14 protein-coding genes are annotated in these 20,351 nt (G+C 74.8%); 9 read left to right on the forward strand and 5 right to left on the reverse strand.

All coding sequences use genetic code 11. From position 1 onward, the window contains the following. Window positions 1-297: 297 nt before the first annotated feature. The 6 genes from GA0070610_RS06760 to GA0070610_RS06780 all read left to right on the forward strand — a co-directional run bounded on the left by GA0070610_RS06760 (window position 298) and on the right by GA0070610_RS06780 (window position 7,855). Window positions 298-3,783, forward strand: coding sequence for an error-prone DNA polymerase (locus GA0070610_RS06760; RefSeq protein WP_088999220.1), 3,486 nt, complete (start codon window positions 298-300; stop codon window positions 3,781-3,783). Between the two features lie 99 nt (window positions 3,784-3,882). Further along, window positions 3,883-4,056 carry a hypothetical protein gene (locus tag GA0070610_RS30845; RefSeq protein ID WP_172896422.1) on the forward strand — a complete coding sequence of 58 codons (174 nt, stop codon included), beginning with the start codon at window positions 3,883-3,885 and terminating at the stop codon, window positions 4,054-4,056. Window positions 4,057-4,120: 64 nt separating this feature from the next. Then, window positions 4,121-4,885, forward strand: a complete 765-nt coding sequence (locus tag GA0070610_RS06765) for a methyltransferase domain-containing protein (protein WP_088999221.1) — start codon at window positions 4,121-4,123, stop codon at window positions 4,883-4,885. Beyond that, window positions 4,837-6,033 carry an alkaline phosphatase family protein gene (locus tag GA0070610_RS06770; RefSeq protein ID WP_088999222.1) on the forward strand — a complete coding sequence of 399 codons (1,197 nt, stop codon included), beginning with the start codon at window positions 4,837-4,839 and terminating at the stop codon, window positions 6,031-6,033. Before GA0070610_RS06765 ends, GA0070610_RS06770 begins: the two co-directional genes overlap by 49 nt. 51 nt (window positions 6,034-6,084) lie before the next feature. Next, on the forward strand, window positions 6,085-7,344 hold the full coding sequence (locus tag GA0070610_RS06775) for a DNA polymerase IV (RefSeq protein WP_088999223.1): 1,260 nt from the start codon (window positions 6,085-6,087) through the stop codon (window positions 7,342-7,344). A 115-nt stretch (window positions 7,345-7,459) separates the two neighbouring features. Beyond that, window positions 7,460-7,855 (forward strand): DUF3040 domain-containing protein, encoded by a 396-nt coding sequence (locus tag GA0070610_RS06780; RefSeq protein WP_088999224.1) that lies wholly within the window; start codon window positions 7,460-7,462, stop codon window positions 7,853-7,855. A gap of 298 nt (window positions 7,856-8,153) precedes the next feature. Here GA0070610_RS06780 and GA0070610_RS06785 read toward each other — a convergent pair whose 3' ends face one another. The 3 genes from GA0070610_RS06785 to GA0070610_RS06795 are packed head-to-tail and all read right to left on the reverse strand — an operon-like array spanning window position 8,154 to window position 12,985. Beyond that, window positions 8,154-10,613, reverse strand: a complete 2,460-nt coding sequence (locus GA0070610_RS06785) for a transglutaminase TgpA family protein (protein WP_088999225.1) — start codon at window positions 10,611-10,613, stop codon at window positions 8,154-8,156. Window positions 10,614-10,629: 16 nt separating this feature from the next. Further along, window positions 10,630-11,928: a DUF58 domain-containing protein gene (locus tag GA0070610_RS06790; protein WP_088999226.1), complete on the reverse strand. Its 1,299-nt coding sequence runs from the start codon at window positions 11,926-11,928 to the stop codon at window positions 10,630-10,632. Between the two features lies 1 nt (window position 11,929). Next, entirely contained in the window at window positions 11,930-12,985 is a 1,056-nt protein-coding gene (locus tag GA0070610_RS06795) for an AAA family ATPase (protein ID WP_088999227.1), read from the reverse strand. A gap of 580 nt (window positions 12,986-13,565) precedes the next feature. Between GA0070610_RS06795 and leuS the strand changes: the two genes are divergently transcribed. Continuing rightward, on the forward strand, window positions 13,566-16,400 hold the full coding sequence (gene leuS, locus GA0070610_RS06800; RefSeq protein ID WP_088999228.1) for a leucine--tRNA ligase: 2,835 nt from the start codon (window positions 13,566-13,568) through the stop codon (window positions 16,398-16,400). Between the two features lie 99 nt (window positions 16,401-16,499). Here the strand turns inward: leuS and GA0070610_RS06805 are convergent, their stop codons facing one another. Together GA0070610_RS06805 and GA0070610_RS06810 are read right to left on the reverse strand one after the other, a co-directional pair. Further along, entirely contained in the window at window positions 16,500-17,354 is an 855-nt protein-coding gene (locus tag GA0070610_RS06805; protein ID WP_088999229.1) for an ABC transporter permease subunit, read from the reverse strand. After that, window positions 17,351-18,265 carry an ATP-binding cassette domain-containing protein gene (locus tag GA0070610_RS06810; protein WP_392567292.1) on the reverse strand — a complete coding sequence of 305 codons (915 nt, stop codon included), beginning with the start codon at window positions 18,263-18,265 and terminating at the stop codon, window positions 17,351-17,353. Before GA0070610_RS06810 ends, GA0070610_RS06805 begins: the two co-directional genes overlap by 4 nt. Before the next feature lie 133 nt (window positions 18,266-18,398). On the opposite strand from GA0070610_RS06810, the gene GA0070610_RS06815 reads away from it, so the two are divergent. Both GA0070610_RS06815 and GA0070610_RS06820 read left to right on the forward strand, forming a co-directional pair. Beyond that, window positions 18,399-19,697 carry a sensor histidine kinase gene (locus GA0070610_RS06815; protein WP_088999230.1) on the forward strand — a complete coding sequence of 433 codons (1,299 nt, stop codon included), beginning with the start codon at window positions 18,399-18,401 and terminating at the stop codon, window positions 19,695-19,697. Then, complete coding sequence (locus GA0070610_RS06820) at window positions 19,694-20,350, forward strand: response regulator (protein WP_089003329.1); 657 nt, start codon at window positions 19,694-19,696, stop codon at window positions 20,348-20,350. Before GA0070610_RS06815 ends, GA0070610_RS06820 begins: the two co-directional genes overlap by 4 nt. The last annotated feature ends 1 nt before the right edge of the window (window position 20,351 follow it).

Consider the following 20,351-nt stretch of genomic DNA (forward strand, 5'->3'; position numbering starts at 1 on the left):
CGGTCGGCGCCCACCCCGCACCCGCCGACCCGGCCGCTCCGGCAACCTGCCGACGTGGCGGTCCGGTCGAGGCGGTGCTCTGCCGACGTATCGGTCCGGTCGGTCCGGTCGGCGCGGTGCCGTGTCGGCGGGGCGGCTCGGGCGCGTTGGCGCCGCACCGGAGTGCCGTCCGGCGCTGTCGAGCTGCCCCGTTCGTGGGACCGCCGACCACCGGCCGCCGGATCTTGGCGAGATCCGGCCCCTCCAGGGGCTGAAATCGTCCAAGATCTCTCCGGTCGTCCGCACGGAGGGGCTCCGGTGAGCTTCCACAACCCGAAGCTGCCCTGGTCGGAGCTGGAACGCCTGCTCTCCGGCCGGGGACCCGGCACCGGACGATCAACCCCGAAAAGATCGGGTGTGGGCCCGGGCGGGTCGGGTGCGGGCCGGTCGGGTGAAGGCCGGTCAGGTGAAGGATCGCCGAGGGAGGGGCGGGCCGGCGGGGAGGGCGGCCGGGTGCGCGACGAGCGGCACCTGCACGTGGTCGACCCGCTGGCCGTGGACGCCGACGGCGGCGACTCTCCCGCCTGGAGCCGCAGGCGGGAGCACTACCAGCCGCCCGAGGTGGCCCGCCCCGACGACGCGGTGCCGTACGCCGAGCTGCACGCGCACACCAACTTCAGCTTCCTCGACGGTGCCAGCCATCCCGAGGAGCTGGCGGAGGAGGCGGCCCGGCTGGGCCTCACCGCGCTCGCCGTCACCGACCACGACGGCTTCTACGGGGTGGTGCGCTTCGCCGAGGCGGCCCGCGCGCTGCACCTGCCGACCGTCTTCGGCGCCGAACTCTCCCTGGACCTGCCCGGCCCGCAGAACGGCGAGCCCGACCCGCTCGGGCGGCACCTGCTGCTGCTCGCCCACGGCCACGAGGGGTACGCGCGGCTGGCGTCGACCATCGCCCGTGCCCAGTTGCGCGGCGGGGAGAAGGGCCGCCCGGTCTACGGCGAACTGGAGGAGGTCGCCGCCGAGCTGCGCGACCACGTGCTGGTGCTCACCGGCTGCCGCAAGGGGCACGTGCCGGCGGCACTGCTCACCGAGGGGGTGGACGCGGCGGCCCGCGAGCTGGACCGGCTGACCGCCCTGTTCGGCGCGGAGACGGTGGCGGTGGAGCTGACCGACCACGGGCACCCGGTCGACGCCGACCGCAACGACGCGCTCGCCGAGCTGGCGGCGACGGCCGGCCTGCCCACGGTGGCCACCAACAACGTGCACTACGCCACCCCGGGCCGGCGGCGGCTGGCCACCACCGTCGCGGCCGTCCGGGCCCGGCGCAGCCTGGACGAGATCGACGGCTGGCTGCCCGCCGCCGGCACCGCCCACCTGCGCGGCGGCGCCGAGATGGCGGCCCGGTTCGCCGCGTACCCCGGCGCGGTGGCGCGGGCCGCCGAGTTCGGCGCCGAGCTCGCCTTCGACCTCCAGCTCGTCGCGCCGCGGCTGCCGGCGTACCCGGTGCCGCCCGGGCACACCGAGATGAGCTGGCTGCGCCACCTGACCCACGCCGGCGCCCGCGAGCGCTACGGCCCGCCCGAGGCGCACCCGAGGGCGTACGCGCAGCTCGAACACGAGCTGAAAATGATCGAGGAACTGGGCTTCCCCGGCTACTTCCTGGTGGTCTACGACATCGTCACGTTCTGCCGCGAGCAGGACATCTACTGCCAGGGGCGGGGCTCGGCGGCCAACTCGGCGGTCTGCTACGCGCTGCGGATCACCAACGTGGACGCCGTCCGGCACCGGCTGCTCTTCGAGCGCTTCCTCGCCCCGGAGCGCGACGGTCCGCCGGACATCGACGTCGACATCGAGTCCGACCGCCGCGAGGAGGTGATCCAGCACGTCTACGCCCGCTACGGCCGGGAGCACACCGCGCAGGTCGCCAACGTCATCTCCTACCGGCCCCGCTCGGCGGTACGCGACGTGGCCAAAGCGTTCGGTTTCTCGCCCGGCCAGCAGGACGCCTGGAGCAAGCAGATCGACCGCTGGGGCTCTGTGGCGTCCGTCGACGTGGCGGACATCCCCGAGCAGGTGGTCGCGTACGCCAACGAGTTGCAGACGTTCCCCCGGCACCTGGGCATCCACTCCGGCGGCATGGTGATCTGCGACCGGCCGGTGATCGAGGTGTGCCCGGTGGAGTGGGGGCGGATGCCGGGCCGCAGCGTGCTCCAGTGGGACAAGGACGACTGCGCCGCCGTCGGCCTGGTCAAGTTCGACCTGCTCGGGCTCGGCATGCTCTCCGCGCTGCACTACGGCTACGACATGATCGGCATGAGCCTGGACCTCGGCGACATGACGCTGGACGACCCCGAGGTCTACGACATGCTCTGCCGGGCCGACTCTGTCGGGGTGTTCCAGGTGGAGAGCCGCGCCCAGATGGCCACCCTGCCGCGGCTGAAGCCCCGCGAGTTCTACGACCTGGTGGTCGAGGTGGCGCTGATCCGGCCCGGCCCGATCCAGGGCGGCTCGGTGCACCCGTACATCCGGCGCAAGAACGGCCAGGAGCCGGTGACCTACCCGCACCCGCTGATGCGCAACGCGCTGGAGAAGACCCTCGGCGTGCCGCTGTTCCAGGAGCAGCTGATGCAGCTCGCCATCGACCTGGCCGGCTTCGACGCGGCGGGGGCCGACCAGCTGCGCCGCGCCATGGGCGCCAAGCGTTCCGCCGAGCGGATGGCCCGCATCGCCGACCGGCTCTACGCCGGCATGGCCGAGCGGGGCATCACCGGCGAGCTGGCCGACGACGTCTACCGCAAGCTCTCCGCGTTCGCCAGCTACGGCTTCCCGGAGAGCCACGCGATGAGCTTCGCCTACCTGGTCTACGCCAGCTCCTGGCTCAAGCGCTACCACCCGGGGCCCTTCCTGGCCGCCCTGCTCAACGCCCAGCCGATGGGCTTCTACTCGCCGCAGACCCTCGTCGACGACGCCCGCCGGCACGGGGTGGAGGTACGCCGGCCGGACATCAACGCCAGCGGCGCCCTGGCGGTGCTGGAGTCCACCCCGCAGACCCGGTGGGGCAGCGCGCCGGGGGAGCCGCCGCACGGCTGGGGGCTGGGCGGGCCGGCCGTCCGGCTCGGGCTGTCCGGCGTGCGTACCCTCGGCGACGGGGTGGCCGAGCGGATCGAGGCGGAACGGACGGCGCGCGGGCCGTACCGCGACATGCCGGACCTGGCCCGGCGGGTCGGGCTGTCCGCCGCGCAGTTGGAGGCGCTGGCCACCGCGGACGCCTTCGCCTGCTTCGGGCTGTCCCGGCGGGAGGCCCTCTGGGCCGCCGGCGCGGCGGCCCAGGACCGGCCGGGCCGGCTGCCGGGCACGGTGACCGGCGCGACCGCGCCGACCCTGCCCGGGATGGAGGCGGTGGAGCGGCTGGTCGCCGACGTCTGGGCGACCGGACTGTCGCCGGAGAGCCACCCGGTGAGCTTCATCCGCCCCCGGCTCGACGCCCTCGGCGCGGTGCCGATCGCCCGGCTCGGTCGGGTGGAACCGGGTCGGCGCATCCGGGTCGGCGGGATCGTCACCCACCGGCAGCGGCCGGCGACCGCCGGCGGGGTCACCTTCCTCAACCTGGAGGACGAGACGGGAATGCTCAACGTCACCTGCTCCCCGGGCCTGTGGCAGCGCTACCGGCGGGTGGCCCGCACGAGCGCCGCGCTGGTGGTGCGGGGGCGGCTGCAACGGCACGAGGGAGTGATCAACCTCACTGCCGACCGGCTGGACGCGATCGAGCCCCCGGTCAGTCCGGCCTCGCGCGACTTCCGCTGACGGCAGTGATCCACATTACGGTTTTCCGCGCCCGATGGAGGGACACTCCAGCTCGCGCGGGCAGAGTGGCCCGCGTGAGCACGAGGGGGACGAACGATCATGGGAAACAACGACCGTAGCGGCGGAGTGGCGAACTCCCGGCGGACCCGGCTCGGCGCCGGTTGGACCCCGAGCCACCACACCGAACCGCGCGAGTACGAGATCGTCGAGGGCCCGGTGGCCAACGCCCTGCGCTCGCGCGCCGAGGACGACGCCGCCACCGGCGAGTCCTGACCATCCGTGGTCCGGAAGCCGGCCGGGTCGTCGCCGCCGGTGCGACTCGGCTCGGCTGGACCGGGTGACTAGGCTCGACCGGGTGGAGCAGACCCCAGGCCGGCTCGCCGGGCCGCCGCTGACCCCCCGTACCGCCGTGATCTGGTCGGTGCTGCGCGCCGAACTGGAGCGCCGTCCCGGCGCCGCGCTGACCGTCCTCGACGTCGGCGGCGGCACGGGCGGCTTCGCCGTGCCGCTGGCCCAGGCCGGGCACCGGGTGACCGTGGTCGACGCCAGCCCCGACGCGCTCGCCGCGCTGACCCGCCGGGCCGCGGAGGCCGGCGTGGCCGAGCGGGTCCGCGCCGTGCAGGGCGACGGCGACGCGCTCGCCGGCCTGGTCGAGCCGGGCAGCGCCGACCTGGTGCTCTGTCACGCCGTGCTGGAGGTCGTCGACGACCCGGCGGCGGTCGTGGCCGCGCTGGCCGCCGCGCTGCGCCCGGGCGGCGCCGCGAGCGTGCTGGTCGCCGGCCGGGCCGCCGCGGTGCTCGGCCGGGCCATGAACGGGCACCTGGACGTCGCGGCCGCGCTGGCCGCCGACCCGGCCGGCACCGCCGTCAGCCGGGACACCCTGCGCCGGCGTTACGACGCCGACGGCGCCGCCGCGCTGCTCGGCGCCGCCGGGCTCGTCGTGGAGGAGATCCACGGCGTACGCGTGCTCGCCGACCTCCTTCCCGCCGCCGTCGCCGACGGACAGCCGGCCGCCCTGGTCGAGTTGGAACGGGCCCTCGCCGCGCGGGCGCCCTGGCGGGACCTCGCCGCCCAGCTGCACCTGTTCGCCCGCCGCCCGTGACCGACCCGCTGGAGATCGTCGGGCCGCGCTACGGCGACGCCAGCCTCGCCGACGTCCTGCCCGCCGCGCTCGCCGTGCTCGACGTGCCCGGCGCCGTCGACCCGCTCGGGCTGCGGGCCGCGCTGCCCGGGGTACGCCGGATCGCGGTGCTGCTCGTCGACGGCCTCGGCTGGCACCAGATCCCGACCGCCGCCCCGTACGCGCCGACCCTGGCGGGGCTCGCCGCCACCGCCGGCCGGCAGCTGACCTCCGGCTTTCCGTCGACCACGCCGACCAGCCTGGTGACGCTGGGCACCGGCGCCGCCCCCGGCGCGCACGGCGTACTCGGGTTCACGGTGCGGGTGCCGGGGACCGACCGGGTGCTCAACCACATCGAGTGGGCGGCGGATCCGGCGCCGCTGCGCTGGCAGCCGGTGCGTACGCAGCTGGAACGGGCCCGTGCCGCCGGGGTCGCGGTGACCGTGGTGAGCCGGCCGGAGTTCGGCGGCAGCGGGCTGACGCTGGCCGCCAACCGGGGCGGCGACTACCGCGGCGCGTCCGGCGTCGACGCGCTCGCCGAACGGATGCTCGCCGCCCTGGCCGCCGGCGCGGGGCCCACGCTGGTCTCCGGCTACCACCCCGACCTGGACCGGCACGGCCACCTCACGGGCGTCGACTCGGCGCCCTGGCGGATCGCCGCGGCCGAGGTGGACCGGCTGCTGGCCCGGCTCGTCGACGGGCTGCCGCCCGACGCCGCGCTGCTGGTCACCGCCGACCACGGGCAGCTCGACATCCCGGCCGGGCACCGCATCGACCTGGACACCGACCCCCGGCTGCGCGCCGGGCTGGAGGTGGTCGCCGGGGAGCCCCGGGTCCGCTACCTGCACGTCACCCCCGGCGCCGTGGACGACGTGGTGGCCGCCTGGTCGGCGGTGCTCGGCGACGCGGCCCGGGTGCGTACGCGCGACGAGGTGGTGGCGGCCGGCTGGTTCGGCCCGGTGGCGGAGGAGCACCTGCTCCGCATCGGCGACGTGGTGGTGATCTGCAACGGCACGTACGCGGTGACCGCCTCCCGCTCCGAGCCGCCGGCGGTCGCCCGGCTGGTGGCGTACCACGGGGCGGACACGGCGGCCGAGATGACGATCCCGCTGCTGGTCGTACGCGGCTGACGCGCCGGCCCGCCGGGCGGGGATGTCGCAGGTGCGGGCTAGCCTGCGGGGATGGGTCGCAGCCAGTCGTTGCCCCGGGGCGGCGATCCCCGGTTCGGGCCGGACGCCGACGATTCCGGCTGCCCGATCCTGCACGTCGACATGGACGCCTTCTTCGCCTCGGTCGAGGTCCGGCGCCGTCCGGAGCTGCGCGGCCGGCCCGTCGTGGTCGGCGGCACCGGCCCGCGCGGGGTGGTGAGCTCCGCCAGCTACGAGGCCCGGCGCTACGGCGTACGCAGCGCGATGCCCACCGCGCGGGCCCGGGCGCTCTGCCCGCAGGCCGTCTACCTGCCGCCCGACTTCCCGCAATACTCGGCGGCCTCCACCGCCGTCATGCAGATCTTCCGCGACGTGACCCCGCTGGTCGAGCCGCTCTCCCTGGACGAGGCGTTCCTCGACGTGGCCGGCGCCCGGCGCCTGTTCGGCCCGCCGGCCGCCATCGCCCGGCGCATCCGCGAGCGGGTCGCCGCCGAGCAGGGGCTGACCTGCTCGGTCGGCGTCGCCCCGAGCAAGTTCGTGGCCAAGCTCGGCTCGACCCGCGCCAAGCCCGACGGCCTGCTCGTCGTCCCGGCCGCCCGGGTGCTCGACTTCCTGCACCCGCTGCCGGTGTCGGCGCTGTGGGGGGTGGGGGAGCGGTCCACCGAGACGCTGCGCCGGCTGGGCCTGGCCACGATCGGTGACCTCGCCGCGGCGCCGATGGGCATGCTGCGCAAGGCGCTCGGCGAGGCGGCCGCCACCGGGCTGCACGAGCTGGCCTGGGGACGGGACCCGCGCCGGGTCAGTCCGGAGCACGTGGAGAAGTCGATCGGCGCCGAGGTGACCTTCGACGTCGACGTGGGTGACCCGCTGGAGATCCGCCGGGCGCTGCTCGCGCTCGCCGAGAAGGTCGGCGTCCGGCTGCGCCGGGCGGGGCAGGTCGGGCGCACCGTGTCGCTCAAGGTGCGGCTGGCCGACTTCCGCACCGTCAGCCGCTCCCGCACGGCCGGCACGCCGACCGACGTCGCCAGGGAGATCTTCGACACCGTCTGGGCGCTCTACACCGCGCTCGACCCCGGTGAGCCCATCCGGCTGGTCGGCGTACGCGTCGAAGGGCTCGCCGCCGCGCAGGAGACCCCGCGACAGCTCACCCTCGGGGCGCCCGAGCGGGGCTGGCGGGAGGCGGAAGCCGCAGCCGACGCCGCGGCTGCCCGTTTCGGGCGGTCCGTCATAGGTCCGGCCAGTCTGCTGGGGCCCCGGGACGGGCGACGAAATGAAAATCCTCCCCGGCCGTAGGTCGTCCCGCTTTCCGACGCGCGGGGGCCCTCGTAGACTTGCGGGTAAGCAGCCGGTTGGCTGCCACGGTCTGTCGGCCCGCCCGGGCCGACCAACGTGACCGGGGAGGAGTGCCGTGCCGCTCTCGGAGCACGAGCAGCGGCTGTTCGAGCAGATCGAGCGGTCGCTTGCCGAGGACCCCAAATTCGCCTCGGCCGTGCGCGCCAGCGATCCGCGCTTCCACGCGCGGCGTCGCCTGCTCGTCGCTGCCGGCGTGCTGATCGCTGGGCTGGCGCTGTTGGTCTACGGCGCGGTGATCAAGCTTCCGCCGCTGGCAGTGGCGGGTTTCGTCGTCATGCTGGCCTCGGCCGCGCTCGCGGTGCAGTCGCATCGTCGGGCGCAGTCACCTGACCTGCACGTCGTCGGCGGGACGACGAGTCGTCGTCGCCCCAAAGGCCGGTCGGGTCGCCGGCCCTCGATCCTGGATCGGATGGAGGACCGGTGGCGGCAGCGCCCGGAGGGACACCGCTGAGCCCGGCCCGACACTGAGTCGGGCCTACCGCTGAGTCCGGCCCGGCACTGAGTCGGGCCGCGCCGACGATTCGGCCGCCGGCACGCCCGGCGGCCCCTGACGATTCCGCACGCCCTCGGCGTGCCTCCTCGCATGTTCCGGCCCGGCCCGCGTGCGTCCTGCCAGCCCCCGTCGTCCGGTTCGCGCTGGGCCGGTCGGCTCCCGACAGCCCGGCAAGGGGCACCCGTCCCGGCGCGGGCCCCGCGAACGCGACGGGCCGGTAGGGCGAGGACGCCCTACCGGCCCGTTCGGCCGTCGGTCAGCGGGCCACTCGGTCGGTCAGCAGGCGACGCGGGCTCCAGCGCAGCAACCGGTGCCGGGCCCGTCCGCCCGCCGCCACCAGCCGGGACGACGCCTCGGCCGTGCCCGTGCGCCAGCGCAGCAGCACCGACGGCGGCAGCACCGCCGCCACCAGGCGGGTGCGCCGGTCGGCCCGCGCGGCGAGCGCGGCGCGTACGGCGCGCAGGGCAGGCAGGAGCTGCTCGCCGGTCAGCGGGTCACGGGCGTAGCGGGCGCGTTCCTCGGCGCGGCCGAGCAGGCCCACCGCCGTGACCGCCTCCGCGTCGGCCGTGAGCGCCTCCCGGGACAGCCGACCGGCGGTCGCCCTGGGGGTCTCCGTGCGGTCGATCCGGACCCGGTAGTCCACCAGCGTGTCGAGCAGTTCGTCCCAGGCGGCGTGCGCGTCCGCCCGCGCCCGCTCCGCGTCCGCCAGCACCACCATGCGCCGCCCGTCCGCGGGCGCGTCGCCGGCCGCCTCGGGGCGTACCGGCGTCGCGGCCGGGGCCGCCGGGCCGCTGCGCCGCCGGCGCAGGGCCGCCCGCCGCAGGGCCGGCAGGGCGAGCAGGACGAGCAGGGCCAGCACCGCACCGGCGGCGTACCAGGGCCAGACCGGACGCTGCTCGGTCGCCGCCGCGTCGCCGAGGGCCAGACCGGAGTCGAAGTCCTCCTCGGGACCCTCCGGCGAAGCCGGGCCGGCCGACGGGTCGGCGCCGCCGGGGGCACTCGACGTGCCGGGGGCCGGCGCCTGCTCCTCCGGGGCGTCGATGTCCGGCGCCCAGGCCGAGCGGGTCGAGCCCTGCACGCCGTACGCGGGGGTGGCGTCGAACGGCACCCAGCCGACCTCGTTGAAGTAGACCTCCGTCCAGGCGTGCAGGTTGCGGTTCGTCAGGGTGTACGTGCCCTCGCTGGAGTTGCTGCCGTTGGCGAAGCCGAACGCCACCCGCGCCGGGATGCCGGCGGCCCGGACGAGCCACGTCATCGCGGCGGCGTACTGCTGGCAGAAGCCGACCTTGTTGTCGAGGAAGTCGACGATCTCCCGCCCGCTGGTGCCGCCCTTGGTGCTCAGCGAGTAGGTGAAGCCGTTGTCCGAGGAGAAGTGGTCGTAGATCGCGCGGACCTTGTCGTACTCGGTGTCCTTGCCCCGCACCAGCGTGGAGACCAGCTCCTCGACCTCGGGCACCGGCGGCGGGGTGGGGTGCAGGCGCCGTACGGCGTGGTCGGCCGGCAGCGGCGGCGACCGGCGCAGGGCCGCCGGCGTGTAGGTCGAGCGCACGTACTCGAACGCGTAGCGCCGGTCGCGTGAGTTGTCCCGGTTGGAGAAGATCACCTGGAGGCTCGGGTCGTACGCCCAGTTGCCGTTGAGTTCCTCGGTGCGCACCGGTTCGGTGTAGACCGGCAGCAGCGGCATGGTGAGGTTCTTCGTCACCTCGACCGTGGCCTGGTACTTCCGCTGCTCCGCGCCCCGCGCGGACGGCGCCGGCAGGTCGTCGACGGGGCGCCCCGTGGGGGTGCCTTCGCGGAAGCCGCTCGGCGTGAGCTTGTCGGCCACCCCGAAACGCAGGTAGAAGGGGTTGGGCTCGTTCGTGGTGACCTTGACCAGGTCGGCGACCTCGGACTGGTTGAGCTGCCCGCTCAGCGCCGCGAAGAGGTCGATCCGGCCGGTCCCGCCCTGCCCGGGGCGCCCGTTGCCGTTGCCCGACCCCGCGCCCAGCGTGTCGAGCAGCCCGCCCGTCATGCCCGGTACGGCCAGCGGCAGCAGCACGGCCAGTGCCACCCCCACCGCGGCCAGCCGCCGCCCGGCGGCGGCCAGCGGCGACGCCTCCCAGACGTCGACGTCGCGCCCGTCGCCGGTGAACCGCCGGCCGAACCGGCGGACCCGCTCGACGTTGTCGGTGACCAGCAGCCAGAGGAAGCCGGCGGCGCCGACGACGAACGGCACCGCCGGGACGCTGTCCACGTAGACCGCGACGGGCACCGAGTAGATCGCCAGCATCGGCAGCCCGGCCAGCGCCGGGCGACGCAGCCCGACGGCGAGTACGTCGACCACCACGGCCACCCCGCCGATCCCGAGGACCGTGACGAACAGCAGCGGATCGGTGTCGGGCACCTTGACGCCGTAGGAGCGCATGTCCTCCAGCGAGTTGTCGAGCAGTTCGCCGAAGTGCGTGAGGGTCGACGGGGTGGGCACGATGCCCAGCAGCTCGCCGCCGCCGGGAAAGAGCCAGGTCAGGGCCAGCGTCAGGCCGGCCAGCATGCCCAGCGCCTGGCCCCAGAGCGGAACCCGCGCCGCCCGGGCGAGCGCGGCGACGGCGGCGACCACCGCCACCGCGATCGTCGCCTGGATCAGCCACGTCCAGCGTTCGAAGATGGCCGACAGCGGCGCGGCGGCGAGCAGCGTCGCCACGGCGGCCACGAAGCCCAGGTTCCGGTGGGCGATCATGAGGGGACCCTTCCGTTCATCGCATGCCGCCGGCCACCGTCTCGGCCATGGCCGCCCGCAGCGCGAAGCCCTGCGAACCACGGGCCGCCTGCGGCCACAGCGCGGGCAGCAGCGTGCCGTGGTCGACCCCGATGACCCGCCAGCCGCTCTGCAACATGGCCAGCGCGGCGGCGCCGTGCGCGTGTTCGGCCTCGGCCCGGGCCTTGGCGGGCAGGTTGAGCCAGGTGGAGCTGTCGAGCAGGAAGCCGACGCAGGTGGCGCCGTTGCCGCGCAGCCCGGCCAGCAGCTCCGCCTCGGCCGTGCTCACCGAGCCGAACAGCCCGATGATCAGGCCGCCGTCCGCCCGTTGCCGCACCCGCTGCACCAGGGTGGTGAGCTCGCCCTTCTTGTCGAGCCGCACCTCGGCGAGGTGGTCGAGGAGCACCCCGTCGCCGGTCGCCTCGGAGGCGTCCACGTCGGCGCCGGAGCCGGTGACCAGACGCAGCTTGTAGCCGGCCTGCCGCAGGTGCACCGCGATGCTCGCCGCGGCGGAGACCGCCCACTCGAAGGAGGCCGTCGGCCCGTCGCCGCGGTGGCCGTACGCGCGGGTGTCCAGCACGACGGTGGCCCGGCTCTCCCAGGGCTGCTCCTCCCGGCGCACCATCAGCTCGCCGGTGCGCGCGGTCGACTTCCAGTGCACCCGGCGCAGGTCGTCACCCATCCGGTACTCCCGGGTGGCGGCGTCGTCCTCGCCGTGCACGGCGACGGAGCGGGCCCGGCTGTCGCCGCTGCCGGCGTACTCGCCGGGCAGACGCACCGAGGGCAGCGGGGTGACCTGCGGGATGACGGTCAGGTGATCGGTGCTCGGGAACGCGCGGCTCAGCTCGCACAGCCCGAACGGGTCGGTCATCCGAACCACCAGCGGGCCCACCTCGTAGCGCCCCCGCACGTCGGCGCGCACCGTGTAGGCCACCGAGCTGGCCTGGTGGGCGCCGAGCCGCTCCAGCACCACGCGGGGCCGGCTGCCCAGCGCGTACGGCAGCCGGTCCTCCAGCAGCAGGGTGCCGGTGGGCAGCCGGGACATGTTCTGCAACCGCAGCACCACCCGGGAACTCGCCCCGACGGGCACCCGGTGCGGGTCCAGCGACCGGTTGCAGGCCAGCTTGTAGCGGCTGCGCCCGACGTAGGCCGCCGCCAGCAGCGGCAGGATGGCCAGCAGCACGGCCACCCGGAGCAGGTCCTTCTCGCCGAGGATGCCGGCCGAGACCGCCGCCGCGACCGCGGCCGCCAGGAAGGAACGGCCGCGGGTGGTCAGCCCTCGCAGCCCGTCGCGCACGTCACCGCCCCCGCGGCTCGTACGTGGCTCGGCCGTTGCCCTCGCCCGTCGGGCGGGTGTCGTACGGGGAGCGCCCGCGGTCGTGCGGCAGCGGCAGCCGGTGCACCAGCTCGGAGACGATCGCGTCGGTCGTACGCCGGGCGAGCTGGGCGTCGGCGGTGGGGATGATCCGGTGCGCGAGCACCGGCACGGCCAGCACCTGGAGATCGTCGGGCAGGACGTAGTCGCGCCCCTCCAGGGCGGCCACCGCGCGGGCGGTGCGCAGCAGCTGGAGGGTGGCCCGGGGGGATGCCCCGAGGCGCAGGTCGGCGGCCTCGCGGGTGGCGGTGACCAGGTCGATCGCGTACTGCTTGACCGCGTCGGCGACGTGCACCTGGCGGACGTGGCCGATCAGCTGCCGCACGGTGTTGGCGTCGGAGACCGGCCGCAGCTCGTCCAGCGGGTCCGTGGCGCCGTGCCCGTCGAGCATCGCCAGCTCGGCGCGAGGGTCCGGGTAGCCCATCGCGATGCGGGCGGTGAACCGGTCGCGCTGCGCCTCGGGGAGGGGATAGGTGCCCTCCATCTCGATCGGGTTCTGCGTCGCGACGACCATGAACGGCGTCTGGAGGTGGTAGGTGACGCCGTCGACGGTGACCTGGCGCTCCTCCATGCACTCCAGCAACGCGGACTGCGTCTTCGGCGAGGCGCGGTTGATCTCGTCGCCGACGACCAGGTTGGCGAAGACCGCGCCGGGGCGGAACTCGAAGTCGTGCGTCTCCTGGTTGTAGACGCTGACGCCCGTGACGTCGCTGGGCAGCAGGTCGGGGGTGAACTGGATGCGGCGCACGGAGCAGTCGATCGAGCGGGCCATGGCCTTGGCGAGCTTGGTCTTGCCGACGCCGGGCACGTCCTCGATGAGCAGGTGGCCCTCGGCGAGCAGGACGGCCAGGGCGAGCCGCACGGTGGCGGTCTTGCCCTCGATGACCTGCTCGATGTTCGACACGATGGCTTCGCTGGCGGCGCGGAACTCGTCGTGCGGCAACAGGCCGCCCACCTCGTCCCAGGTCTGTTGTGTCACGGGCCTCCTCCTCGTCGCCGGACGGCAGCTCTGTATAGAGCAGCTGGACCCGCCGTAGGGTTCGCGACGCCGAGCCTCGTCTGCCGCAGAAATCTCACTGGTCTCTCAGGCTAACCATGTTTGTCGCTGCCGCCGACCCCCGCAGGTAGACGGTCGGTTACGCACCGAATATTCGCCGGGTCGGGGGAATCGGTGGTCGCTCTCGGTGCGATCCATGATCACGAAGGGCTGCCGTGACGCGTACGCGCCGGCCGTCCGTCCCGACCCGTGGTGGCGGGCCACGTGCGGGAGCGGACGGCGGGGTACACTCCCGGTCATGGCCGGATTCTTCCTGCTTCTTACCGGGCCGTGCTGATGCGCTGACGCGCGACAGCACGGCGGCCCCTCCTGCGCGAGGGGCTTTTTTGTGCCCTCCGCCGGACGCCCCGGCGGTCGGCCCCGGCACCGGCGCCGGCCCTCGGGCGGCACGGCGCCGGGTGCGGACAGGACCGAGCCAGACCGACATGACCGCGCCGAGCGAGGTCAGCACCCAGCCCGGCCGTGGCGTGGCCGGCGGCGACGAGCGAAGCGAGGAGACGCCATGAGTGAGGCAGCACCGGCCGACATTCCCCCGTTCCGGTACACCGCGGCCCTGGCCGAGGAGATCGAGCAGCGCTGGCAGGACGTCTGGGCGCGGGAGGGGACGTTCCACGCCCCGAACCCGACCGGCCCGCTGGCCGACCCCGGTCACCCCCGCGCCGGGGCGGAGAAGCTGTACGTCCTGGACATGTTCCCGTACCCGTCGGGCGCGGGCCTGCACGTCGGGCACCCCCTGGGCTACATCGGCACCGACTGCTTCGCCCGCTACCAGCGGATGGCCGGGCGCAACGTGCTGCACGCGATGGGCTTCGACGCGTTCGGCCTGCCCGCCGAGCAGTACGCGGTGCAGACCGGCACCCACCCGCGCACCACCACGGTGGCGAACATCGAGCGCTACAAGGCGCAGCTGCGCCGGCTGGGCCTGGCCCACGACGAGCGCCGCTCGGTGGCCACCATCGACACCGACTTCTACCGCTGGACGCAGTGGATCTTCCTGCAGGTCTTCAACTCCTGGTACGACACGGACGCGAAGCGGGCCCGCCCGATCGCCGAGCTGATCGCCGAGTTCGAGGGCGGCAACCGGCCGACCCCCGACGGCCGGCCGTGGGCGGAGCTGTCCGTCGCCGAGCGCCGGGCCGTCGTCGACGACCACCGGCTGGCGTACGTCTCGCAGGCGCCGGTCAACTGGTGCCCGGGGCTGGGCACGGTGCTGGCCAACGAGGAGGTCACCGCCGACGGCCGCTCCGAGCGGGGCAACTTCCCGGTCTTCAAGCGCAACCTGAAGCAGTGGATGATGCGGATCACCGCGTACGGCGACCGGCTGCTGGACGACCTGGACACGCTGGACTGGCCCGAGCCGATCAAGCTGATGCAGCGCAACTGGATCGGTCGCTCCACCGGTGCGCACATCGACTTCCCGACCACCGTGGAGCCGATCCGGGTGTTCACGACCCGGCCGGACACGATCTTCGGCGCCACCTACATGGTGCTGGCCCCCGAGCACGAGCTGGTCGACGCGCTGGCGCCGGCCGCCTGGCCCGAGGGCACGAAGGACGCGTGGACCGGCGGGCACGCCAACCCGCGCGCCGCCGTCGAGGCGTACCGCAAGGCGGCGGCGGCCAAGACCGACGTCGAGCGGCAGGCCGACACGAAGGAGAAGACGGGCGTCTTCGTCGGCGCGTACGCCACCAACCCGGTCACCGGCGGGCGGGTCCCGGTCTTCATCGCCGACTACGTGCTGGCCGGCTACGGCACGGGCGCGATCATGGCGGTGCCCGGCCAGGACGAGCGGGACTGGGCCTTCGCCGAGGTCTTCGAGCTGCCGATCGTGCGTACCGTGCAGCCGGCGGAGGGCTTCGACGGCAAGGCGTACACCGGGGACGGGCCGGTGATCAACAGCGCCGCGCCCGAGCGCGGCCTGGACCTGGACGGCCTGGGGGTCGCCGAGGCCAAGGCGGCGACCATCGGGTGGCTGGAGGCCAACGGGCACGGCACCGGCGCGGTGACCTACCGGCTGCGGGACTGGCTGTTCAGCCGGCAGCGCTACTGGGGCGAGCCGTTCCCCATCGTGTACGACGAGACCGGCGCCGCCATCGCGCTGCCGGAGGAGATGCTGCCGGTCGAGCTGCCCGAGGTCGACGACTTCTCGCCGCGCACGTTCGACCCGGAGGACGCCGACAGCAACCCGGAGACGCCGCTGTCGCGCCGGCGCGACTGGGTCGAGGTGGAGCTGGACCTGGGCGACGGCCCGAAGCGCTACACCCGCGAGACCAACGTGATGCCGCAGTGGGCCGGCTCCTGCTGGTACGAGCTGCGCTACCTGGACCCGACCAACTCGCAGCGCTTCGTCGACGCGGAGAACGAGGCGTACTGGATGGGGCCGCGCGGCGAGGGCGACTGCGGTGGCACCGACCTGTACGTCGGCGGCGCCGAGCACGCCGTGCTGCACCTGCTGTACGCCCGCTTCTGGCACAAGGTGCTGTACGACCTGGGGCACGTCTCGTCGTTCGAGCCGTTCCGCAAGCTGTTCAACCAGGGCTACATCCAGGCGTACGCGTACACCGACGCCCGGGGCGCCTACGTGCCGGCCGAGGAGGTCACCGAGCGCGACGGTGGCTTCTACCTGGGCGACACCCAGGTCAACCGCGAGTACGGCAAGATGGGCAAGTCCCTGAAGAACGTGGTCACGCCGGACGAGATGTGCGCCGCGTACGGGGCGGACACGTTCCGCGTCTACGAGATGTCGATGGGCCCGCTGGAGGTGTCCCGCCCGTGGGAGACCCGTGCGGTCGTCGGGTCGTACCGGTTCCTGCAGCGGGTCTGGCGGGCGGTCGTCGACGAGCAGACCGGCGCGCTGCGGGTCACCGACGCCCCCGCCGACGACGCGACGCGGCGGCTGCTGCACAAGGTGGTCGACGGGGTCCGCGGCGACATGGAGGCGATCCGGTTCAACACCGCGATCGCGAAGCTGATCGAGCTGACCAACGGGCTGACCCGGCTGGCGGAGACCCCGCGCGAGGTGGCCGAGCCGCTGGTGCTGATGCTGGCGCCGTTCGCCCCGCACGTGGCCGAGGAACTGTGGCGGCGGCTGGGGCACGACACCTCCCTGACGTACGCGGACTTCCCGACCGCCGACCCGGCGCTGCTGGTGGCGGAGACGGTGACGTATCCGGTGCAGATCAACGGCAAGGTGCGCGGCCGCGTCGAGGTCCCCGCCGACGCGTCCGAGGAGACCGTCCGCGCGGCGGCCCTGGAGGCGGTCGCGTCGTCGCTGGCCGGCAAGGAACCCCGCAAGGTCATCGTCATCAAGGGCCGCATGGTCTCCGTAGTGGCCTGATCTTCCTGTGGGTCGATCATGCAGTCGTGGTGGGGGCGAAGTCCCCGGACCCGGATGAGTCGGGCACCACGACTGCATGATCGGCGCGGCCGACCTGGATCAGGGGTCGCGGCGGTGGGTGAGGGTCACGGCCGTCAGGGTCGCGGCCACGGACCAAGCGGCCAGGGTCAGCCAGGAGCCGGTGACGGTGGCCGGGTACGGGTCCGGGTTGAGGACGTCGGGGTGCACCTCGATCAGTCGTAGCCAGGCGGTGAGCGGCAGGGCGTTGTACGCCTCGGCGATCCACCGGTGCTCGTCGCTGTCCACCGCCATCGGCACCAGCACGAGCACCGCCGTGGCGGCGGCCACGGCCCCGGCGGCGTGCCGGGTGAGCGCGCCCAGACCCATCCCGACCAGCGCGCACACGGGCACCAGCACGGCGCTCGCCGCGACGGCGCGCAGCACGCCCGGCTCGCCGATCGACCAGCCGGCGCCCCGGTCGGCGAGGATCGCCTGGGACACCCAGAACGAGGTCGCCGCGGTGACCGTGCCGAACACGAGCATGACCCCGGCCAGTACGGCGGCCTTCGCCGCGACCACCGCGCGGCGGGCCGGGACGGCGGCGAACGTGGCCCGGATCAGCCCGCTCTGGTGCTCGCCGACGATCGTCAGCGCGCCGACGGTGGCCGAGACGAGGATCAGCAGCAGGTAGCCGGCCTCGGGGAAGGCGTCGCGCACCGGCCCGTACAGGCGGAACATCTCCCGGCGCCCCTCCGGGTACGCCGGCCAGTTCCGGTGGTCGGCGAGGCTGGCGTTGACGCTGACCCCCACCACGAACAGGAGGACCAGGGGCAGCGTCCAGCGGGTCGAGCGCAGCGACCACAGCTTGATCCACTCGGCGGCCAGCAGGTCGCGGAACCGGGCCGGTGGCCCGGTCACGGTCGGTCGGCGGGTCGCCCCGGTCACGGCGGTCATCGGATCCCCTCCCCGGCGAGGTACTCCACGCTGTCGGCGGTGAGCGCCATGAAGGCGTCCTCCAGCGAGGCCGTGCGGGTGCTCAACTCGTGCAGCCCGATGCGGTGGGCGAGCGCGAGGTCGCCGATGCGCGCGGCCGTCAGGCCGGTCACGATCAGCGCGCCGGCGTCGCCCGGCCGCACGTCCGCGCCCTCCGCCGCCAGCACGGCGGCCAGGCCCGCCGCGTCGGGCGTACGGACGGACACGCCGGCCCGGGTGCTCCCGGCGGCGAACTCGGCGAGACTCTGTTCGGCGATGAGCCGGCCCCGGCCGATCACCACGAGCCGGTCGACGCAGTTCTGCATTTCGCTCATCAGGTGGCTGGAGACGAAGACCGTGCGCCCCTCGGCGGCCAGCCGCCGGAACAGGTCCCGTACCCAGCGCACCCCCTCCGGGTCGAGGCCGTTGAACGGCTCGTCGAAGAGCAGCACGGGCGGGTCCCCGAGCAGCGCGGCGGCGATCCCGAGCCGCTGCCGCATGCCGAGGGAGAAGCCGCCGATGCGCCGCCGCGCGGCGGCCGACAGCCCCACCTCCCGCAGCACCTCGTCGACCCGGCCACGCGCGATGCCGTTGCTGCGGGCCAGGGCCCACAGGTGCGCGACGGCGCTGCGCCCGCCGTGCACGTCGCCGGCGTCCAGCAGCGCGCCGGCGTGACGCAGCCCGCGCGGTCGGTCGGCGAACCGGACCCCGTCCACGGTGACGGTGCCGCTGGTCGGTTCGGTGAGCCCGATGATCATCCGTAGCGTGGTGGACTTGCCGGCCCCGTTGGGGCCCAGGAACCCGGTCACGTGGCCGGGGCGCACGGTCAGGGTGAGGTCGTCGACGGCCGTCGTGCGGCCGTACCGTCTCGTCAGGGCGTTCAGTTCGATCACTTCACCCACGCTGCCGGGTGACGGCCGTCGCGGCGTCGCCCCGGCGGGCACATCCGGCGGCCGGCGACCCGCCCCGGGGCGTACGCCCGCGGGCCGATGCCCGGGCGGCGGTGGGCTGGCTACCGTGTGCGGCATGGATGCGACCGCGCCGCCGCCGCGCCGCGCCCCGGCGTCGGCGCGGGCGGTACTGCCCTGGCTCGGCGTCGCGGTGCTGCCGGTCGCCGTGCTGATGGCCCCGGTCGTGGCGTCGAGCCGCAACGGCGTGGGGTTCGGCGACTGGTGGCTCGCCGAGCGCTACCTGGTTCCGCTGCTGGCCGTGGCCCCGCCCGCCGGCCTGCTGCGGCGCCGGCCGGTGCTGGCCCTGGCGCTGATGCTGGTCGCGGCGTGCGTGGTCACCGTGGTCGTCAACGTCCCCGAGGACGGCTACCTGACCGACATCTGGTACGCGCAGTTCCTGGCTGTCGACCTGGTGGTGGGGCTGATCGCGGCGGGGAGGTCCCGCCGCGTCTCGGTGCCGGTGGCCGTCGTGGCGCTCGCCGTGCAGATCACCGCGAGCTTCGTGAACCCCTCCACCGACCCGGTGAGCCGGGCCACGCTCTCCGTGTTGGCGGTCGTCACCGCGTGGACGGTCGGTAACTCCGTGCGGGCCCGGCGCGGCTACGCCGAGGCGCTGCGGTCGCACGCCGCCGCCGAGGCGGTCACCGCCGAGCGGCTGCGCATCGCCCGCGAACTGCACGACATGGTCGCCCACAGCATCGGGGTGATCGCCATCCAGGCCGGCGTGGGGGCCCGGGTCATCGACACCCAGCCGGCCCAGGCGCGCGCCGCGCTGGCCACCATCGAGGCGACCAGCCGCGACACCCTGGCCGGCCTTCGGCGTACGCTCGGCGCGCTGCGCCGCCCCCAGTCGGAGTCGGCGTCGCTGGATCCGACGCCCGGGCTGGCCGACCTCGACCGGCTGGTCACGGCCGCCGCCGACGCCGGGGTGCGGGTGGACCTGCGGCGCGGCGGCGAACGGCGGCCGGTCCCGGCCGAGGTCGACCTCGCCGCGTTCCGCATCGTGCAGGAGGCGCTCACCAACGTGGTACGACACGCGGGCAGCGACCGGTGCCGGGTCACCGTCACGTACGGTCCCGACGAGGTCGCGGTGGAGGTCGTCGACGACGGCCGGGGCGGCGCGGTCGGCGGCGAGGGACACGGCATCGTCGGCATGCGGGAACGGGTCGCCCTCACCGGCGGGCGGTTCCACGCCGGGCCGCGCCCGGCGGGCGGCTTCCGGGTGGCGGCGTGGCTGCCGACGCCGACGGCGGCATCACCGGCGGGGCTGCCGGGGCCGACGGCGACGGCGGCGACGGCGGCGACGGCGGCATCACCGGTGTCGCCGGCGGCGGTGGAGCCGGCCGGGTCGCGGACCGGGGCGGGGGAGCGGTGAGCGTCCGGGTGCTGCTCGTCGACGACCAGCCACTGGTCCGCGCCGGCCTGCGGGTGCTCATCGCCGACGCCCCCGACATCGACGTCGTCGGCGAGGCGGGCACGGGGGCCGAGGCGGTACGGCTGGCCCGCGAGGTCGTGCCGGACGTGGTGCTGATGGACCTGCGGATGCCCGGCATGGACGGCATCCAGGCCACCCGCGCGATCACCGCGCACGGCGGCGTCACCCGCGTCCTCGTGCTCACCACCTTCGACGACGACGCACACGTGCACGCCGCGCTGCGCGCCGGCGCGAGCGGGTTCCTGGTCAAGGACATGGCGCTGGACGACATCCTGGGCGCCGTCCGGGTGGTCGCCGCCGGGGACGCGCTGATCGCCCCGGGGGTCACCCGCCGGCTCATCGCCGAGTTCGCCCGCCGACCGGCCCCCGCCGCCCCGACCCGGGCTCTCGACGGCGTCACCGAGCGGGAGCGCGAGGTGCTGACGCTCGTCGGCCGGGGCCTGTCCAACGGCGAGATCGCCGCCGAGCTGGTGATCAGCGCGGCCACCGCCAAGGCGCACGTGGCCCGGCTGTTCAGCAAGCTGGGCGCCCGCGACCGGGTGCACCTCGTCATCGTGGCCTACGAGGCGGGGCTGGTCTCCCCGGCGGGATGAG

The organism is Micromonospora echinofusca, assembly GCF_900091445.1.
Taxonomy (GTDB): Bacteria; Actinomycetota; Actinomycetes; order Mycobacteriales; family Micromonosporaceae; genus Micromonospora; species Micromonospora echinofusca.

Excerpts from the sequence above, each read along its gene's own strand:
- GA0070610_RS30845 (WP_172896422.1), top strand. The coding sequence starts at position 3,883 with ATGGGAAACAACGACCGTAGCGGCGGAGTGGCGAACTCCCGGCGGACC.
- GA0070610_RS06775 (WP_088999223.1), top strand. The coding sequence starts at position 6,085 with ATGGGTCGCAGCCAGTCGTTGCCCCGGGGCGGCGATCCCCGGTTCGGG.
- GA0070610_RS06805 (WP_088999229.1), bottom strand. The coding sequence starts at position 17,354 with ATGACCGCCGTGACCGGGGCGACCCGCCGACCGACCGTGACCGGGCCA.
- leuS (WP_088999228.1), top strand. The coding sequence starts at position 13,566 with ATGAGTGAGGCAGCACCGGCCGACATTCCCCCGTTCCGGTACACCGCG.
- GA0070610_RS06815 (WP_088999230.1), top strand. The coding sequence starts at position 18,399 with ATGGATGCGACCGCGCCGCCGCCGCGCCGCGCCCCGGCGTCGGCGCGG.
- GA0070610_RS06785 (WP_088999225.1), bottom strand. The coding sequence starts at position 10,613 with ATGATCGCCCACCGGAACCTGGGCTTCGTGGCCGCCGTGGCGACGCTG.